Source organism: Aliiglaciecola sp. LCG003 (genome assembly GCF_030316135.1).
Classification (GTDB): domain Bacteria; phylum Pseudomonadota; class Gammaproteobacteria; order Enterobacterales; family Alteromonadaceae; genus Aliiglaciecola.
The window spans coordinates 1185871-1205701 of sequence record NZ_CP128185.1; the positions used below are offsets into that span (position 1 = coordinate 1185871).

Here is a 19831-nt window from a genome sequence, read left to right on the forward strand (position 1 = left end):
TGTTCTGTTTAAGTCATCTAGCTTGCGGCTTGAGGCTATTTGTAGCCATTAGGATTATTTGATTGCCAATTCCATGAGTCGCGGCACATTTGCTCTAATCCTTTTTCAGCGCTCCAGCCCAGTTCAGATTTGGCCAGTTGCGGATCTGCATAACAAGCGGCAATATCGCCACTTCTGCGCGGCACAATTTTATACGGAACAGCTTGACCACTTTGTTGCTCGAACGCTTTGACCATATCCAGCACGCTATATCCTTGCCCAGTACCAAGATTATAAATGGCTAAACCAAGACTCTGTTTTAATTTATCCAAGGCTTTTAGATGACCATTGGCAAGGTCTTCCACATGAATGTAGTCTCGCACGCCGGTGCCATCTGCGGTGTCATAGTCGTCACCAAACACTGATAAAACGTCACGTTTACCCGTTGCTACCTGAGTAATAAAGGGCATTAGGTTATTCGGTATGCCATTTGGATCCTCACCGATTCGGCCAGAAGGGTGTGCGCCTACCGGGTTGAAGTAACGTAATATCACTATGTTCCAGCTATTGTCAGACTGATAAAGATCGCGTAGCAGCAACTCAACCATTAATTTGGATTGTCCGTAGGGATTGGTTGGAGAGCCTGTCGGCATACCCTCATGTAAGGGCAGCGAAGTTGGATCACCATATACAGTGGCAGAAGAGCTAAAAACAATATTTTTTACATTGTTACGCTGCATGGCTTCGCACAGGGTTAGGGTGCCATAAACATTATTGCGGTAATATGCCAGTGGTTTGGCAACGGATTCTCCTACGGCTTTTAGCCCCGCGAAATGGATAACTGATTCGATAGTATGCTCGGAGAATATTTTGTCTAGCAATGTGGCATCTTGAATATCACCTTGGATAAAGGTGACGGTTTTATTGCTGAGCTGTTCAACCCGCTTAAGGGATTCTGCAGATGAATTGCACAGGTTATCCAATACTATGACCTGTTTGCCCGCTTCCAATAACTGTAATACGGTATGGCTGCCAATGTAACCTGCTCCGCCTGTGACTAAAATCGTCGACATCTTCAATCCTCTCCTTGTTGTGGTGTTTGCTCAGATAAATATTTCGCGCTTAGGCTGTACTGAAATGGTTTTAGAAAAAATGGATAGGCGAGTATGAATAACCCGGCCCAAATTAGGCTATACCAGTTTTCAGCTGAGCGTAAAATAAAGACGAAAACCGGTACGATAACTAACAACTTACAAATGTTGAGTAACATTTTTTCTGGTGCGGTTAATTTATTTTCAGCTACCCGCAGCTTTTCCATACGTTGCGGCATAGTTAAGCCCTGTAATTGGGGGATCTGTCGGGTGGAAAAATAAAACTTCACATCAATACCTTAGAATTAAATTATTAAACTGCGCTTATTATACAAACAAACGAAAATAAAAACGCCCCAAATCAAATGCTTTTGACTTGGGGCGTTATTTTAAATCGTTTACTCGAAAGTAAAACTGTTGTCCGAACTATTAATATTCAGGTTGCGGCTTAGCCTCACCCTTTTGAGCTGGGGTAACTTCGTCAGTAAAATTGTTGGCGAGCTTTTCCCACTTTCTTGTTTTCAAGGTAAACAAGGCAATGACAATACCAATAGCGATACTGAAAAAGGCAATTTGTAAGTACAGGTTAGGCATTTGATCGACATTCTCTGGGTCAAAGTTACCCGCGAGTAAACCTGCAACTACGTTACCAATAGAGTAGGTTAGAACAAAAACACCCATCATTTGGCCAGCAAAACGTTTGGGTGACAACTTACTTACAGCACTCAATGCTACTGGACTCAAGCATAACTCACCTACGGTGTGTAAGAAGTAAGTAGCAACTAACCAGTAAGGAGCAACCTTTAAGCCACTTGCGGCAAGCTGAGCTGCGAAAAACATCACAATGAAGCCGGTTGCCATGATGATCAAGCCAATCGCGCATTTGATACCATAAGAAGGAGTTATCATGCGTTTACCTAGGTTAACCCACAATGCAGCGAAAAATGGTGATAATAATATGATGAAGATCGAGTTTGCAGATTGGAACCAAGCCGTTGGAATTTCAAATGTTCCGACGATGCGATCTGTGTAGTCTCGTCCAAATAGGTTTAATGAAGAGCCCGCTTGTTCAAACCCTGCCCAAAAGCAAATAGATGCGATACAAACCAAAAACAACGCACCTAAACTGCGTTTTTCATCAGGACTCAAATTTCCGAAAAGGAAAACGCTGGCATAATAAGCTAAGAAAACAGCAGTGATCAACAACGCAGTGTATTGGGCAACGGTGACAGGATCAAAAGCTAGTTGGCCCGAAATCATCAGAAAAGCTACCACCACAACGGCCAATAAGAAGGCACCAATGACACTCCAACTGGTTTTTTGAGCCTTTGGAGACATAACCAGAATTGGTTTTTCACCAGCCCCATCTAATTTATGCAAGGTCGCGCGGTACTGAATAAGACCTACGCCCATACCAACAGCCGCGGCACCAAATGCCCAGTGATAGCCCATCTCAACCTGAAGATAACCACATACGCCGTAGCCGATTACCGAGCCGATATTAATGCCCATATAATACAATGTATACCCAGCATCACGACGGCTATCTTGGGCGCTGTACAATTGTCCAACCATTGCACCAATATTGGGTTTAAGTAGACCTGTACCTAAAACCACAAGGATCAAGCCGACGAAGAAAGTGTAATTGCTAGGGATGGCGAGTACTACGTGCCCGGCCATTATGGTCAGACCGCCATACCAGACGGCTTTTTGCCCACCGATCAAACGGTCAGCTATCCAGCCGCCGGGTAACCCCATAAAATAAACGAAACCGGTGTATAAACCATATATAGCGGTAGCTGAGGCTACGGAAACCCCTAAGCCTTGCTCTTGAATGCTTGCGGTCATGAACAATACAAGCAGAGCACGCATTCCATAGTAGCTCATGCGCTCCCACATCTCAGTAAAAAATAGTGTTTGCAGGCCACCAGGATGGCCGAGAAAATCAGGTGTTTTTGAATTCATTGTTGCTGCCTTAGGTGAGTTCTTAAAGAGATTTGGCACTCTTTGTTAACCGAACTTCTTTTTTTGTAATTATTATTTTGTTTGACTCAATATGATGAGCATAAACGTTTAAACGCCCTGTTTATACTAGAGCTATGACATGAAAACAAGAAAGTGTTAAATTAATGCTGGATATTTGAGCAAATAGAGTTCAATTTCGTCTTATATTTAACGTAATACTAATTCACTTAGATTAATGAACATTAAACAATAATTTATAAAGCCATAAATAAGGCGTTAGAATGAACAAACCGCATCGCTGTGTTGACTTGTTCGAATACTGAGATTGTTTGAAATTCACTCAAGGTAATACCCCAGCTGCTGCCACTTGGCGAGGTTTTGTATAGAAATGTTGGGCGTAACCAGAATGAATAATTACTCAATTGAATTGGTTTAAATTAGCGGTTTAATTTTTTACACGATTCCGGTATTATGCGCGCCCATTCGTTAGGGATGGGAACGAACGTACTAGGCTTTAGTTACTTAGGGATAGCAGCATGTTAAAAAAGTTTAAAATCCAAGTTGTATTGTTGTTAACTTTTGTACTTGGCAACCCAGCCTACGGGCAAGCATTCAGCCCAACCCCGCAACAAATTCAACAGTTCAAGAATATGCCCAAAGCGCAGCAAGAAGCACTGGCTAAGCAGCTTGGGGTTAATATTGCTGATTTTAAGTTAGGCTCTAAAGATGGCTCAAACCCGAATGAGCAGTCTGAAGATGATTATCAGGTTCAAAGAGATGTAAACGAAAAAGACATCTCTAAGCAATTAGCCGAACAAAGTGCCGCCAAAGAGCTGACAGCAGAGCTCAAACCATTTGGCTACAGTCTGTTCGCCACACCTGAAGATATGCAAGAGCAGATTTCCTTCGCCCCTTCAGCCAACACCCCAGTGCCTGCCGATTATGTGATGGGCCCGGGTGATAGTGTAAATGTACAACTTTTTGGAAAAGAAACCGGCGAGTTCGAGCTTTTTGTCAACAACGAAGGCAGTATTCAAGTGCCCGATTTAGGCCCCATGTCTGTTGTTGGGCTGACCTATCATGAGTTTAAAACTCAGTTAACCGAAAAATATAGCCAGCAAGTGATAGGTGTTACGCCCCATATCACTATGGGTAAACTTCGCACTATTCAGGTGTATATGGTGGGCGAAGCATACCGCCCGGGCGCATTTACGCTGAGCTCGTTGTCTACTATCACGCACGCCCTTTTTGCCAGCGGAGGAGTGAATGAAATTGGTTCACTGCGAAATATTCAATTAAAACGAGCAGGTAAAACCGTTGTTACCTTCGATCTTTATGATTTATTGGTGTTTGGTAATACTGAAAATGACAAGCGCTTGCAACAAGGGGATGTGATATTTATTCCTACAGTGCAAAAACTAGTCAGTATTGATGGCAATGTCAGAAGGCCAGCTATTTATGAAGCAAAAGCAAATGAAACGCTACAAGATTTAATCTCAATCGCTGGTGGTGCTTTACCTAGTGGCGCGGTTGATATGATCCAAATTGCTCGCAAAACACCCCAAGCAGGCCTAGAAGTAAAAACCATTGATTTGATAAGCAGCACCACTAAACCTATGTCTTTGGTTAATGGTGATTACATTAATATTCCCGATGCTAATGATGAGTTTTCCAACGCAATAGTGGTGGCTGGTGCTTATGCTACCCCTGGGTTGATGCAGTGGAAACCCAGTCTAACTTTGGCCTCAGTTATCAAAAACAACGGGCTGCTTAATGGCACCGATTTGGATTATGCTTTGGTTGTCCGACGTGACAAATTCGCCGAACAAAGTGAAGTTATTCAGTTTGAACCCAGAAAAGTGCTGGATGGCTCGCTAGATTTTGCTTTGCAGCGTTTTGATCAAATTACCCTGTTTAATCGCTTCGGTCGTGATGAAGCCAAAACTATTGAAAAACAAGTTACCGAAGGTGAATTAAAAGAAGCCCAAGATGATATAAAAACCGAGCAGGCTAATTATTTACAAAATGTAGAAGCTGCCTCTTTTACCGAGAAACAATTATTACTCAAAGATACACAGCAGTTTTCCCGGAAACGCTTACTCGCGCCGATTATTGCTCGCTTAAAAGATGAAGGCACCATTAATCACCCGGTTAAACTAGCTGAAATTACCGGCCAAGTGCGTTACCCAGGCATTTATCCAATCTCTCAGGCTGGTAGAGTAGCCGATTTAATTAAGGCCGCTGGTGGCTTGGTTGAGTCAGCCTTCGTAAAAAAAGCCGAACTGTCTCGCACCCAAGTAGATGTTAATGGCACCTTTAATGTGCAACATATCAATATTGATTTAGTCGATGCATTATTAGGTAATGTTACGGCTAATCAGCCACTGGTTAGTAAAGATACCTTGAATGTTATGCGCACTCCTGATTGGTATGACAATCGTAAAGTTGAGTTGGTCGGCGAAGTGGTTTTCCCAGGTACTTACCAGATTAAGAAAAACGAAACTTTGGCACAAATTATCAAACGCGCAGGAGGCTTCACTACCGAGGCCAGCGTTAGAGCGGCTATCTTTACCCGTGAAGAGCTAAAAGAGCGCGAAATAGCCAACTTAGACAAAACGGTTGAAGAGTTACGCCAGCAAATTATTACCAGTAATGTGTCAGGCAGTCAGAATGTAAAAACTGTCGATTATCAGGATGCTAAAGTCATCTTAGATGAGCTGCTATCGGTTGAGCCTGTAGGTCGATTAGTTATTGACCTAGCTGGCGTAGTCGGTGGGGATGATGTGGCTGACATACAGTTAAAAGATGGCGACAAACTCTATGTGCCAAGTATCTCTCCTTCTGTTTCAGTAGTAGGCGAGGTATTTGTGCCAACAACCCACATCTTAGAAGAAACCATTACCCTTGATGAATACATTGATCGCTCCGGTGGCCTAACCGAACGTGCCGATCAAAGTAAAATCTATATCGTTAAAGCCAATGGTTCGGTACAAATCCCCGATAACAATTTTTGGTATAGCGGTGAGTCAGTAAATTTAGAAGCCGGAGACACAATCGTAGTACCCCGTGATGTGGTGAACTACGAGCGACTAGGCTTATGGCAAACCGTAACACAGATTTTCTATCAATCAGCCATTGCGTTAGTTGCGATCGGTCGCCTGTAAGTTCTGTGGATACTTAATGAAGATACGGTGAAAATATAAATATGGATTCAAATAATAAAGATGTTCAATACATTCTTGTACCGCAGGAACAAATGCCAGAATCTTCAAAGGTTGATGAAATAAACCTCCTTGAAATCTGGAATATAGTTTTAAAGGGTAAATGGTTAATTATTTTAATGACCGTATTTTTTGCGGTGTGTTCAGTCTTATATGCATTGAGTATTCCTAATAGTTACAAATCTGAAATGCTTTTAGTACCGTCTCAGAATGATGGCAAAGGAAGTCTTGGAGGGCTAGCTTCACAATTTGGCGGTTTAGCGTCGTTAGCTGGCGTGAATTTGGGTGGCAACGAAAGCAGTAGAATTGATCAAGCTGTAGAAAGGTTAATTAGTTGGCCATTCTTAAATAAGTTTGTTGCTGACCATAACTTAAAGGCCATTATTGTGGCAGTTAAAGGCTGGGATGCGTCTAAAAATGAATTAATTTACAATGAAGATATCTATAATCCTGAAACTAAAGCATGGATTGGAAATAACGAACCGACAAGCTGGAAAACTTATCGAAAATTAAAAACAATGTTGTCTATTTCAAATGACCCCAAAACAGGTATGTTGACAATTGCAGTTGAACACTATTCACCACAAATAGCTTATGAATGGGTAAATTTATTGAAAGCCGATATTAATTTACTTTATCAGCAATATGACATGCAAGAATCAAGAAAAAATATTGAATATTTGAAATCTAAAATTGAAACAACAAATATTAATGAAATGAAGTCAGTTTTTTACAATATGATTGAAGCGCAGACTCAAACATTAATGCTAGCTGAAGTAAGTGATGAGTATTTAATAAAAACCGTTGTACCTGCAATGGTTGCTGAAGAAAAATCCAAACCTCGGCGGGCCTTCATGTGCATCTTGGGAACGCTGATGGGATTCATTTTGGGGTTACTCATAATTTTCATTCGTCACTTTTTTAAAAAATAGAATTGAGTTAAATATGGAATATAAGATAGCTATAATTGGGTTGGGGTACGTAGGACTTCCATTAGCAGTAGAATTCGGAAAAAAGTTTAATGTAATTGGTTTTGATATTGATATTAATCGAATCACTGAATTACAAACAGGCTATGATCGGACTTTAGAAGTAGAGGCTGAACATTTAGCAGCAGCAACAAATCTAACTTTCAGCTCTAATAAATCAGATTTAGTTGAAGCAAATATTTATATAGTTACGGTACCGACACCAATTGATAGACATAAACAACCTGATTTAACCCCTCTTGTTAAAGCTAGCCAAATGCTTGGTGAGGTAATTGCTCAAGGTGATATAGTGGTTTATGAATCTACAGTATACCCTGGTGCTACGGAAGAAGTTTGTATTCCTGAGTTAGAGAGAGTATCAGGGTTGGAATTCAATAGAGATTTCTTTGCTGGCTATTCGCCAGAACGGATTAATCCAGGTGATAAAGAACATCGAGTCACCAACATCTTAAAGGTTACTTCAGGCTCAACCCCAGAGATAGCTGATAAAGTAGACGCCCTATATAAATCGGTTATCACAGCAGGTACCTTTAAAGCGTCTTCAATTAGAGTTGCAGAGGCTGCAAAGGTTATTGAGAACACCCAGCGAGATGTCAATATTGCATTAATTAACGAGCTTTCAATTATATTTAACAAATTAAATATAGATACTTTAGAAGTACTGGAAGCTGCTGGAACTAAATGGAATTTTCTACCATTTAGACCTGGTTTAGTTGGAGGGCATTGTATTGGAGTAGATCCATACTATTTAACTCACAAAGCAGAATCTGTTGGCTATCATCCGGAAATGATATTGGCCGGTAGAAGACTTAATGATGGGATGGGCGCTTATGTAGTCTCACAGTTAGTCAAACGTATGATGAAGAAACGAATCCAGGTTGAGGGCTCTAATGTTCTAGTAATGGGACTAACATTTAAAGAAAATTGTCCAGACCTTCGAAATACTAAAGTTGTTGATATTATCTCAGAATTGAGTGAATACAATATTCATGCTGATATATATGACCCTTGGTGCTCTAATGAAGAAGCAGAAAGAGAATATGGCTTATCAGTAGTCAAGTCTCCCCAAAAAGATTACTACGACGGGATTATTCTAGCTGTGGGTCATAATGAGTTTAAGCAGTTGGGTGTGGAGACAATTCGCAATTTTGGTAAAGCAAGCCATGTTCTTTATGACCTAAAATACATTCTTCCTAAAGACGATGTAGACATGCGTCTGTAATTTAAAGATATATACATTCAACATTAATGGGTTATTAAATACATGTCACAATTTGATTTAGTTAAAGATAAGTTGCTAGAAGCACCCAAAACCTGGCTAATTACAGGTGTAGCTGGCTTCATTGGTTCCAATTTATTGGAGACTTTACTAGGTTTAGACCAAAAAGTAATAGGTTTAGATAATTTTGCTACCGGCCATCAACATAACCTAGATGAAGTGAAAAAATTAGTAACTGATTACCAATGGGAAAATTTCACTTTTATTGAGGGCGACATTCGTGATTATAGTGCTTGTGAACAGGCTCTACAGAATGTTGACTATGTATTGCACCAAGCAGCCCTTGGCTCGGTTCCTCGCTCTATTGCCGACCCAATTACAACCAATTCAGCAAATGTCACCGGTTTTCTGAATATGCTACAAGCAGCTAAAGAAGCCGGTGTTAAAAGCTTCACCTATGCTGCGAGTAGTTCTACCTATGGAGACCATCCAGCCCTACCTAAAGTGGAAGAAAATATTGGTAATCCGCTTTCGCCTTATGCAGTTACTAAATACGTTAACGAATTATATGCAAATGTTTTTTCACGTACCTATGGATTTAAAACGATAGGATTACGTTATTTCAACGTTTTCGGTAAAAGACAAGACCCTGATGGAGCATATGCTGCGGTAATACCTAAATGGACAGCATCGATGATCAAAGGCGAAGACGTGTTTATTAATGGTGATGGTGAAACAAGTAGAGACTTTTGCTTTATAGAAAATACTGTCCAAATGAATATACTTGCCGCGACTGCGCCGGACGATGCAAAAGACAATATTTATAACGTTGCTGTAGGTGATAGAACAACGCTAAATGAATTGTATTATTCCATTCAATCAGCTTTAAACCAAAACGGCGTTAGTAATAAGAATCAACCTATTTATCGTGATTTTCGAGCCGGTGACGTGAGGCACTCTCAAGCTGATATAAGTAAAGCCCGCAAGGCATTGGGTTACCAGCCAGAGTACACTATTGCATCAGGGATAGACTTGGCTATGCCTTGGTATATTAAATTCATTTCAAACTAACGTGTGACTTATGAGATACATTAAACGCTATTTATTAGCTTTCATTTGCTTTCTTAAATATCGAAAATTAAGATTTGGGGCTGTAGGGACAAACACCCAGTTTAAATCCTTAAAAAGTAACTTTTCTTACCCTCAAAACATCTTTCTTGGTGATGATGTCAATATTGGACCTGGAGCTGATTTTGATGGTGCGGGCAATATAGTAATCGGTAAAGGTGTTATTACAGCACCTGGTGTAATCATTTATAGCCGAACACATTATTTTGACGGTCCAACTTTAGGTGCACTTCCGTTTGATAATAAAATGATTTGCGCAGAAGTAAAAATAAATGAATACGTTTGGATAGGAAGAAATGTCATTATTTTACCTGGGGTAGAGATAGGTGAGGGCGCTGTTATTGGAGCGGGTTCAATAGTAAGTAAGAGCATACCTGCAGGAGCCATTGCTGTGGGTAACCCCGCTAAGCCGGTAAAATTCAGAGATGCTGAGAAATACGAAGAATTAAAAGCACAAGATAAATTTGTATACCGAACTTTTGCCCATTCAAAGATATTTGTAACCAAAGACAATGCTTAAAAAATTAGCTTCTCAGTCTATGCTTAACATAGTCAATTCAGCTTTCGCTTTCTTAGTTACTTTTTTAATCATAAAAAATATATCGATTACATTATTGGGCGAATTTTATTTGTTATCAGCAATAGTATCTATAATACTCTTGATACAAGTTATTCTTCCTCCTACATTTACCTGTTTAAGAATTCAGGATAAAAAAGGACTTTTTGATTTAGTCGTTTCTTTTTATATTTATATTCAGATCCCAATTGTTATATTAGCATCATTATATTGTTTCTTATATTTTTCAGAGCAAGGAATAGTTTCTTTATTTTTTATTGCTTATTGCTGCGCTCTAGGGATGACAAATTTATTTGATGTGCTATTTCAAGCGAAAGCTAGGTTAGATATATACCTGACAATTCAAATTTTAATTTCAATTTCAAAATGTACCATTTTATATTTAATTTCCAACAGCGAGTGGACCATTAAAGAATTGCTTATTTGCTACACTATTATACAGTTGTTCTTTGTGTTAGTTATGTTTTTCATTGTATTCAACATTTATAACAAGTCATTTAAAATGGTAACTTTTAAAAGATTAAGGAAATTCATGTTGGCATCTATCCCTATTGTCAAAGGGTATTATTTGAATTCAGTATTAAAAAAGTTCTATGACAATTCACTCGCACTAATATTAGCACCTTTTGTATCTAAAGAGGTTCTGGGGATTTTTGCATTATATCAAAAATGCCTAGTATTTGGAGTCAGTTTTTTGAGAACATTAGAGTCTTTGTTACTGAATAGGGAATTTGTGAAAAAGTCCCCGAACAACTTAATTCTTATTGTTTCACCCATCTGTCAAACTATGATTATTATTGTAGGTTTCATTTACTTTTATCTTACTGTTGGTGTGAGTATTTGGCATTTAGTTGTAGTTTCTTTTTTAGTTTACCCTATATCAATTACTATTTCCCTGCGAGCTAAACTGTTAAGGCGGTTTAAGACTAGGCCTTTAAATTTATCTATGGTGATTTCACTGATATCATTCATGATCTTCAGTGTTATTTTGCATACGGACAATATCAATTTTGCATTAGGTGCGTACTCTTTCCTATTGGTTAACAATGCAATGGTTCTATATTTAATAATGTCATACTACAATACGGATAAGATCGATGACTTCACCTAAAAATAAAAAATTAATATATATTCTGAATAGTTATTCAAAGAATGAATCATCGCATTTCTTTCACGTCTTAAATCTTTTGGAAGAGATGGCTAAGCAGGGTGTTGATATTGTATTGCTAATTGAAAAAGCATCTGATATTCCGACTTTCATTCAAAAAAACATCTCTGTAACTGTTTTGAATAAAAATGGAAAAATAGGCCGTTTTATTGAATTGTTTTTGAAATTAAAAGACTTGAATGCCAAAGGGTTCAATCGTAGCTATGTAAGGATTGCAAGCACTACTGCAATAGTAGCCGCTATTTCTAATAAAATGTTTGGTGGTAGAACATATTTTTGGCAAAGCGGTACTACATTAGAATGGGATTTAGAGCGACCATTAAATGCTAAAAAAATTAAGTGGTATTTGACTTCTTATTTACCTAGCCGATTAGCTAGATACCTAGTTGACTACTTCGTTACCGGCCCTGAATCAATGGTCGACTATTATGCAAATGTAGCCGGTGTAAAAAGAAATAAAATAAGGCTGCTCTACAACGATATAGATATAGCTCGTTTCGAAGTAAATGCGGAAAAGAAACAGGCAATGAGAAGTGAGTTTCTACTCAAGAATAATTTGGCCCTAGACACTAAAATTCTATTGCTTGTTCATAGACTTTCTCCTGTTAGAAAAACAACGATGTATTTCCCTCATTGTTTAAACGAAATGAAACTCGCTGGGAAAATGGAAAATGTTTTCGTTGTTATTGCTGGTGCTGGCGCTGAATTGTCGTCGATAAAGAGCTTAGCTAAAAAATTTGATGTATACCAAAATTGTTTATTTCTTGGAGATGTTCCCAATTCTGTAATTCAGGACTTATATAAGATAGGCGATGTTTTTATCCATCCTACATACAACGAGGGGTTTCCCCGTGTTGTATTAGAAGCCATGGCTTCATCTTTGCCAATCGTAAGTACTGACGCCGGCGGAACTAATCAATTGGTAGGGCTTCTGCAGACAAAATTCATCTCAGATAAAGACGATGTTGGAGCCTTTATAGCGAATCTAATCCATTTGATCAGCGATGAAGAACTAGGCAGTGCAATTGCCCGAGAAAATAGAAATCATGTTGAGCGGTTTGCAACAGAACGTATAGCTGGAATGTACAAAGAGGTTATTTTTGAGTAAGCCAACAAGAGCAATGCACATAAGTGCTAACCAGTATCCTAAATTACCGACCGAACATCATTCAAAAGTTATTTGGAAAGAGTTAGCAAAAGGTTTTGATGAATATCATATTGTAGCGCGTTCTACTGATATGTCATTTAGCTATACAAAAGAAGACAATTTACATCTGCATTTAATTCCATCTTTTGGCTCAAGGCAGTTCGTGTTTTTCTTATTAAGTTTTATTCTTCCCGTTTATTTTACCCGTTACAGGCCTACGAATGTTGTTGCTCAATGTCCGGTTCTCGGAGGGTTTGTAGCGGCCATTTTTAAAGGCATGTTTGACTATACATTATTTGTTGAGATTCATGGAGAGCACTATTTTAAAAGGTTAGGTAATAGTTTTCTTTCACAAATGAAGTATAGATTTTTTTACCTTTTAACTAGATTTACTTTTAACAGAGCAAATACAATACGTAGCCTATCCCAGACAATGACATCCTATATTGAGGATGTTTACGGGACCTTGGGCAGCAAAATTTTAATTATACCAAACAGAGTTAATCTACAAATTTTTAAACATGTTAAAAACTCTTATCACATAGAAAATGGAATTGTAAATATAATTACAGTCGGTAGATTTTCCAAACTTAAAAACCATGAAAACCTTCTAAAAGATCTATACCAGACAGGGATTAAATTTCATTTAACAATCGTTGGCTCTGGTGATTTGAAAGAATCATACAATATGATTGCCAAAAATAATGGTGATCTCACTGGCCTGAAAATATTAGAAAATTTGTCTCATGAACAATTATCTCTAGAACTGGCTAAAAATGATATATATGTACACTATTCAGTTTCTGAGGGCGTGCCTCGGGCAATTTTAGAGGCCATGGCGGCGGGATTGCCTGTTTTAGCGACTAATGTTGGATATGTGGAAGGTGTTATTGAGGATAATGTTAATGCTATGCTAATTAACCTTCCATATAGAGTCAACCTTGAGAAATGCCTGCGAAAAACCATTTCAAATGAATCTTTTCGGAACATTCTGGGTGTAAATGCACGTAGTATAATTGTGGAAAAGTTTGAGTGGAATCACGTTTTCAATATGTATCGAAAAGCAGTAATGGCAACTGAAATTAGCTCATGAAAATTCTTAGAATATACCCTTTTTTACCTCCAAATCCTGGGGGAATGGAAAAGCATATATTAAGGTTGTCTGAAGAGCAGATTAAGCAAGGCCACGATGTAACACTCGCTTTTTCTGACGGACTAGCTGTTTCATCACATGACATTAAATTAAAATTCAGTTTTAGCCTTAGAAAAGTTAGGCCACAGAGCCTCCGGGACCTCATATTCTATCTACGCTTAAGCCAAAAGATCAGGAAGAATAAACTTACCTACGATGTAATACATATTCATGGAGCATGGAGCGCTTTTTTCTTTGCTAAACTAATTAAGCGTGTTAGTAAGGCTCGAGTCGTTATGGGGTCGATTCATGGGCAGATTCCCAAGAGCTATTTATCAAGACTGATATATAAATTTGTTAGTAGCTCAATTGATGTAGTTTATTGTACTGGCTTGGAAGATGTTAATTTTTTAAAGAAAAATATAGTTAGTAAATCTTATTGGCGTACAAGCGGTGTTGATGAAAGTTTCTACATTGTTGACAAACTTAACAGTCAACAGAAAGAAATAGATGTGATTAGTGTAGGTTCTTTCGTAGAAGTTAAAAATCATAAGTTGATAGTTGACATTGCTGATAAGTTACCTCACTTGAAATTTTGTTTAGTTGGTGATGGCCCACTTTTTGATAAGATAAAAGATTTGTTGGCCGAAAGAAATATATTAAATGTTTCGCTAATGGGTAATTTAGACTATGCACAAGTAGCAAACTTAATGAAGTCCTCCTCAATTTTTTTGATGACGTCGTTATCGGAGGGGACTCCCACATCTATGTTAGAAGCTATGGCTTCCGGAAACGTCGTTATTACTTCAAATTCGAATGACTTTTCTTCAATTTTTGCGAATGAGAAGGAAGGTTTCGTTTTAAAAACATTTGAAACATCCAAGTATGTAAACTTAATAAATATGCTATTGGAAAATAATGAAATGATGAAAGAGATTTCAGACGCTGCTAGAGCGAACTCTCAATTATTTTCATGGAAAAATGTCGCGAGTCAAATTACAAGCTGGATGAAAGATGAACTATAAACCTGCTGTTTTGCAACTAATTACTGGGTTGGGTGTGGGTGGCGCTGAAAGAGTGGTCGTTGAACTTTCAAAAGCTATGATAAATAACGCTATTGATGCACATGTAATTGCGCTCAACCATGATTGTCGATTAAAGGAGCAATATGGAAGTTTTCCTTTTCAGTTTAATAATTTAAATTTAAATAAAAATCCACTTTCATTTTTGAGAACAATTCTGCGTTTAAAAAAGTATATTGAAAAGAATAAAGTTAATATAATTCATGCTCATATGTTTCATGCACTTGTCTTTGCATTAATTATGAAAGTGTTTAAGCCTAAGTTGAAAATCGTTTTTACAAGTCACTCTGCTAGTGGTTTTAGTGGGCTCCGTAAGTTAGTTATCACCAGTACCAAATTGTTTAGGGCAGCAGATGTCATTTTTAGTGTTAAACAACACCCTTCAATGAATGCTAAAATAACCCGAATAATTAAAAACTCTGTAAAAGTTAGTCGTTATTCGCTGCGTGATGACAAGATACAGGATAAAACATTTCTATTTTTAGGGCGACTTGAAGAACCAAAAAACCCTATTGGGTTGATAAAAATATTTTCACAACTACAAAACAGAAATACAAAATTACTGCTAGCAGGCGATGGTTATCTTCGTGATGATGTTATTGAAGCAATAAGAAAGTATGAGGTTGGAGATAGGGTGCAGCTATTGGGCGTTATCAATGACGTTCAGAATGTGCTATCTGTATCTGACTGTCTCGTGTTGCCATCTCTTTGGGAAGGGCTGCCTATGGTGTTATTAGAAGCAGGGGCTATCGGCCTTCCAGTAATAGCTACACCTGTGGGTGCTATTCCTGAGTTATTAGGAGGTGAGTGTGGGTATTTATGTGAGTTAACGGGCTTCGCCAAAATGATGGATTATGTTTCTGTTAATTATGATGAAGCAATCGACCGCGGCAAAAATTTACATGCCAAAGTATTAGAAAGCTACAGTTTAGAATCTATGGTTGAAGCGCATATTGATGTTTACAACAAATTATTGAATTAGACTTAAATTATGCCAGAAGATTTTATAAATTTGATCGCCCCCCCATTTTTTATCTTGCTGTGGGGGCGTTTTTGTATACAAAATAAGTCAACCAATTTAAAAATTTGTGCCCTTTTTTTTACTAGTATTGTGTGCTTTTCACAAAATTTCAGTTTGATTTTCAGAGAGCTCCATCAACTCATCCAAGTTTTTATTGCTGGTTTTTTCTTAATTTTGGTTGTTCAAAAAAAGTCATTCCATAAAATTCTGTTGTTTCCACTAGTATTCCTTTTTCTTATCTTGGCATCGCTTCTTTTTGCGCCCTTTGACAATGACGCAAAGAGTCAATTCATCAATTATCTAGTAGTAATCAGTGTATTAAGCTTTTTGTTAATTACGCTAAAAGACAACCGTGATCTGATTTTAATACTGCGTTTTATAGGTGAGTTGGCGTTTTTGACTGCATGCTTTGGAATAGTCGAATATGTTTTAGGTGTTACGACCTCTAGAATAGAAGCCACTTTTGCGAATCCAAACTATTTCGCATTATTTATCGGAGTAGGTTGGGTTCCGGTTTTGTGTTATTTTCCCCGAAAGTTTAGGTGGGTTAGTTTATTTATAATGACGGTTGCCATAATTATTTCCGGCTCACGAGCAGCCTTGGTATTTCCGCTAGCCTATATGGTATGGATTGTATATAAACAGGCCAGTCTAGCTAAAATGTTTGCCTACTTGAGTGTTGGGGTCGTGCTTGTTGGTCTGCTTTTATTTTCTGGATTAACAAGATTCAGCAGCAGCGAAACCGGAGGTAGTGATGCCGAACGGCTCATATTCGCCAAGATTGCAATTTCTATGGCGCTGGAGAATCCCTTTGCTGGTGTTGGATGGGGCCGATTTATTTCCGAGTTTTCTAACTACTCTTCTGATGTTGATAAAATTGTATTGGAACACGGAACTATTGACGCTTCTGAACAAGATAGGCGCGTAACGCACAATGATCTGTTAAGAATCATGGCTGAGCTAGGTTTAGTCTCTTTTGCTTTAGTGATATTTTTTCTGTTGAAAACTGCTTTACTTATCAAAAAAAATAAAGGATTTGGAGTTGATAGCCTTTTTCCTTGTTGGTTTGGAATGTTTATATTTTCTTTGGCACACAATAATTTAAATACCGCATTCAGTTGGTTCTTTTTCCTGCTTCCTTGGTTACTTTACTTCAATGACAGAACCCTAAAAAAAATGAAAAATCGTCTTGTGAAAATCATGCCATTACAAACATTAAACTGAGTGTTAAGAAGTAAAATTAATTTATGAAAAACAAAAAAATATATTTTGTGGTTAACCAAGGAGCATTTTTTGTTTCGCACCGATTAGAACTTGCAAAACGAGCTAAAGAGCTCGGATGGCAAGTTAAAGTATTATTTGGCAACTCCGGCGGGGATGTAATGGAATTACCTGCCATAAAAAAATTAAATGAGTTAGATATCCCTTTCGCTAAACTTAAATTTAACCCTATAGGTAAAAATGTAATTTTCGAGTTAATTGGTTTTTTACAACTCTTTTATATTTTGGTTAAAGATAAACCAGATTTAGTGCATACGGTAACACCCAAGGGTATGATATACGGTGGTCTTGCGGCTCGGCTAGCCGGTATAAAATGCTTAGTATTAGCTGTGTCCGGTATGGGCTATTTGTATACTTCTAAAGGGGGGGCTCTCAAACGGGCATTAGTATGGGCAATCGATAAAGTGACAGCCTTTATACTCTCCCACAAGAATAAAGTCATTATTGTTCAAAATTCATATGATTTTAACTACTTTTCTAACAAAAAGGGAGTGGCACCGGAGTCGGTAAAAATTATACAAGGGTCGGGTGTTCATCTAGAAAAATACAACCATATATTAGAAGAAGGAAAAAGAGTTGTGGTTTTTCCTGCTCGGTTATTGGTAGATAAAGGCTTATGCGAATTTGTTGATGCTGCCCGACTGCTTAGAAATAAAGGTATCACTTGGCGATTTGTATTAGTTGGTTCCGCAGGGGCTGCAAACCCAACTTCTGTAAGCCCTGAAGCTGTAAATCGCTGGGTCAATGAAGGGGTGGTTGAGTGGTATGGTCATGTGCAGGATATGGCTGCTATCTATGAAGAATGCGATATTGTTTGTCTACCGTCATATAGGGAAGGTATGCCAAAAACACTACTTGAAGCTGCCGCTGCAGGTAGAGCAGTTGTTACTACGGATACCGTCGGATGTAATGAAGCTATAGTGGATCATGTTACAGGGCTTTTAGTTCCAGTAAAAAATACCGAAAAGCTTGCCGATGCGATAGAGACTTTAATAAACAACAAGGAACTAAGAATTTCGTTTGGTCGAAACGGAAGATTAATGGCCCAAGAAAAATACTCTATTGAGAATGTTGTTAATACAACCTATGACATTTATGCCGGCCTTTTTTATAAAGTACGTCCTAAGTGCAATACTATTCTCTAGCCTAATTAACATCGCGAATTAATTTTCTGTTACCTTAATTAACTGTAGGAAAAAATAATGGGTCGTAGGTCTATTTTGTTAACCGGTGCTACGGGATTTCTCGGTGGCGCTATTTTAGATAGTTTACCCTCGCTAGTGTCTTTATCAGTTTATGGTCGCACAAAGCCTAATACATTACGTTCTGAATTTTTCCAAGGGGATTTAACATCTCAAACTGACTTTTCAAACGCAGTTAGCGGAACTGATGTAGTTATTCACTGTGCTGCTCGAGTGCACGTTATGAATGATAGCTCGTCAAATCCACTTGATGAATTTAGAGAGGTAAACACCTACGGTACTATTAACTTGGCGAAGCAGGCGGCAGCAGCAGGTGTCAAACGTTTTATATTTATAAGCTCGATTAAAGTAAATGGTGAATCTACAGAACATGATTATCCGTTTAGAGCAGCCGATCAGTTTATACCAACTGACCCATACGGATTAAGCAAATATGAAGCAGAAGTTGGTTTACGCGATATAGCAGAGAATACGGGTATGGAAGTGGTCATAATTCGTCCCCCGCTAGTTTATGGTCCAGGCGTCAAAGGTAATTTTGCGTCTATGCTTAAATGGGTCAAAAAAGGTGTTCCATTACCGCTAGGCGGTGTTACAAGAAATAAGCGAAGTCTAGTCTCTGTTGATAATCTAGTAGACTTAATTGTAACCTGTATTGACCACCCCAAAGCAGCTAATCAAACCTTTCTTGTTAGCGATGAGCATGATGTATCCACTGCCGAGCTACTTTGTGAAATGTCTAGTGCTGCTGGCCGCCCAAATCGGTTAATTCCTGTGCCTGTCGCTCTAATGCAGTTTGCTGCTAATATTCTTGGAAAAGGTGCTGTTGTAGAGCGTCTGTTTGGATCTTTGCAAGTTGATATAGAGCATACAAAAAAAGTGTTAAACTGGTCACCCCCAATCTCCTTCTCCGAAGGAATTCGTCGTTGTTTTTACAAATAGAGTTGTCTTTTATATGTTAATGCGTTTTTTTGATATTGTTTTTTCTCTTATGGGTTTGCTTTTCGGCTTTCCTGTATTTATAGCTTTATTTATCATCGGCCTATTCGATACTGGCTCTCCAATTTTTAAGCAAGTGCGAGTCGGCAGGAATAAGAAACCTTTCACTTTAGTTAAGTTTAGAACGATGAAAGTTGATACGGTTTCAGTAGCCAGTCACTTAGCGAGTGCTTCAGCCATTACCCCTTTCGGACGTTTTTTGCGCCGCACTAAGCTAGATGAGCTGCCGCAACTATGGAATGTACTTAAAGGTGAAATGAGCTTAGTTGGTCCAAGGCCTGGCTTGTTTAACCAGCAAGAGTTAACTGACGCTCGAGATAAAAGAGGGGTATTTAAGGAGCGCCCTGGTATTACAGGTTTAGCTCAGGTTAATGATATTGATATGTCGACTCCAGAATTACTGGCGGAAACAGATGAAAAAATGCTGAATAATCTTACCGTTACTAATTACTTCAAGTATATAATAATGACCGTAGTTGGTAAGGGAGCGGGTGACCGGGTTAATCCAAACTAACTATCTAAATTATCTATCTTTTTTGATTGTAAAGCCAAAACCCTATCAGATAATCTGATGGTCTTGGGATCAAAGTTTGTTTTTAAGTTATAATCTATTGCAATATTATGGAGGAATAA

The 19831-nt window shown here is 38.3% G+C and carries 16 protein-coding genes; 13 read left to right on the forward strand and 3 right to left on the reverse strand.

The genetic code is table 11. From position 1 onward, the window contains the following. Nucleotides 1-35: 35 nt before the first annotated feature. The 3 genes from galE to QR722_RS04985 all read right to left on the reverse strand — a co-directional run bounded on the left by galE (nucleotide 36) and on the right by QR722_RS04985 (nucleotide 3035). The gene (gene galE, locus QR722_RS04975) at nucleotides 36-1052 is read right to left on the reverse strand and encodes a UDP-glucose 4-epimerase GalE (RefSeq protein ID WP_286285838.1); all 1017 of its coding nucleotides are present in this window, start codon (nucleotides 1050-1052) and stop codon (nucleotides 36-38) included. Nucleotides 1053-1054: 2 nt separating this feature from the next. Then, complete coding sequence (locus QR722_RS04980; protein ID WP_286285840.1) at nucleotides 1055-1360, reverse strand: DUF6170 family protein; 306 nt, start codon at nucleotides 1358-1360, stop codon at nucleotides 1055-1057. A 139-nt stretch (nucleotides 1361-1499) separates the two neighbouring features. Continuing rightward, nucleotides 1500-3035 carry a peptide MFS transporter gene (locus tag QR722_RS04985; RefSeq protein WP_286285842.1) on the reverse strand — a complete coding sequence of 512 codons (1536 nt, stop codon included), beginning with the start codon at nucleotides 3033-3035 and terminating at the stop codon, nucleotides 1500-1502. Nucleotides 3036-3571: 536 nt separating this feature from the next. On the opposite strand from QR722_RS04985, the gene QR722_RS04990 reads away from it, so the two are divergent. The 13 genes from QR722_RS04990 to QR722_RS05050 all read left to right on the forward strand — a co-directional run bounded on the left by QR722_RS04990 (nucleotide 3572) and on the right by QR722_RS05050 (nucleotide 19712). Continuing rightward, complete coding sequence (locus QR722_RS04990; RefSeq protein WP_286285844.1) at nucleotides 3572-6199, forward strand: SLBB domain-containing protein; 2628 nt, start codon at nucleotides 3572-3574, stop codon at nucleotides 6197-6199. 41 nt (nucleotides 6200-6240) lie between these two features. Then, nucleotides 6241-7188, forward strand: a complete 948-nt coding sequence (locus QR722_RS04995) for a Wzz/FepE/Etk N-terminal domain-containing protein (RefSeq protein ID WP_286285846.1) — start codon at nucleotides 6241-6243, stop codon at nucleotides 7186-7188. Nucleotides 7189-7201: 13 nt separating this feature from the next. Further along, on the forward strand, nucleotides 7202-8467 hold the full coding sequence (gene tviB / locus QR722_RS05000; RefSeq protein WP_286285847.1) for a Vi polysaccharide biosynthesis UDP-N-acetylglucosamine C-6 dehydrogenase TviB: 1266 nt from the start codon (nucleotides 7202-7204) through the stop codon (nucleotides 8465-8467). A gap of 42 nt (nucleotides 8468-8509) precedes the next feature. Then, entirely contained in the window at nucleotides 8510-9535 is a 1026-nt protein-coding gene (locus QR722_RS05005; protein ID WP_286285849.1) for an NAD-dependent epimerase/dehydratase family protein, read from the forward strand. A 10-nt stretch (nucleotides 9536-9545) separates the two neighbouring features. Then, on the forward strand, nucleotides 9546-10112 hold the full coding sequence (locus QR722_RS05010; protein ID WP_286285851.1) for an acyltransferase: 567 nt from the start codon (nucleotides 9546-9548) through the stop codon (nucleotides 10110-10112). 1154 nt (nucleotides 10113-11266) lie between these two features. After that, on the forward strand, nucleotides 11267-12445 hold the full coding sequence (locus tag QR722_RS05015; RefSeq protein WP_286285853.1) for a glycosyltransferase family 4 protein: 1179 nt from the start codon (nucleotides 11267-11269) through the stop codon (nucleotides 12443-12445). Then, the gene (locus tag QR722_RS05020) at nucleotides 12438-13577 is read left to right on the forward strand and encodes a glycosyltransferase family 4 protein (protein WP_286285855.1); all 1140 of its coding nucleotides are present in this window, start codon (nucleotides 12438-12440) and stop codon (nucleotides 13575-13577) included. The genes QR722_RS05015 and QR722_RS05020 overlap by 8 nt, the downstream gene beginning before the upstream one ends. Further along, nucleotides 13574-14641 carry a glycosyltransferase family 4 protein gene (locus tag QR722_RS05025; protein WP_286285857.1) on the forward strand — a complete coding sequence of 356 codons (1068 nt, stop codon included), beginning with the start codon at nucleotides 13574-13576 and terminating at the stop codon, nucleotides 14639-14641. Before QR722_RS05020 ends, QR722_RS05025 begins: the two co-directional genes overlap by 4 nt. Then, entirely contained in the window at nucleotides 14631-15680 is a 1050-nt protein-coding gene (locus QR722_RS05030) for a glycosyltransferase (protein WP_286285859.1), read from the forward strand. The genes QR722_RS05025 and QR722_RS05030 overlap by 11 nt, the downstream gene beginning before the upstream one ends. Before the next feature lie 9 nt (nucleotides 15681-15689). Continuing rightward, complete coding sequence (locus QR722_RS05035; protein WP_286285860.1) at nucleotides 15690-16943, forward strand: O-antigen ligase family protein; 1254 nt, start codon at nucleotides 15690-15692, stop codon at nucleotides 16941-16943. Nucleotides 16944-16966: 23 nt separating this feature from the next. Then, entirely contained in the window at nucleotides 16967-18145 is a 1179-nt protein-coding gene (locus QR722_RS05040; protein ID WP_286285864.1) for a glycosyltransferase family 4 protein, read from the forward strand. 57 nt (nucleotides 18146-18202) lie between these two features. Beyond that, nucleotides 18203-19141, forward strand: coding sequence for a UDP-glucose 4-epimerase family protein (locus QR722_RS05045; RefSeq protein WP_286285865.1), 939 nt, complete (start codon nucleotides 18203-18205; stop codon nucleotides 19139-19141). A 13-nt stretch (nucleotides 19142-19154) separates the two neighbouring features. Further along, nucleotides 19155-19712, forward strand: a complete 558-nt coding sequence (locus QR722_RS05050) for a sugar transferase (RefSeq protein WP_286285867.1) — start codon at nucleotides 19155-19157, stop codon at nucleotides 19710-19712. Nucleotides 19713-19831 lie beyond the last annotated feature (119 nt).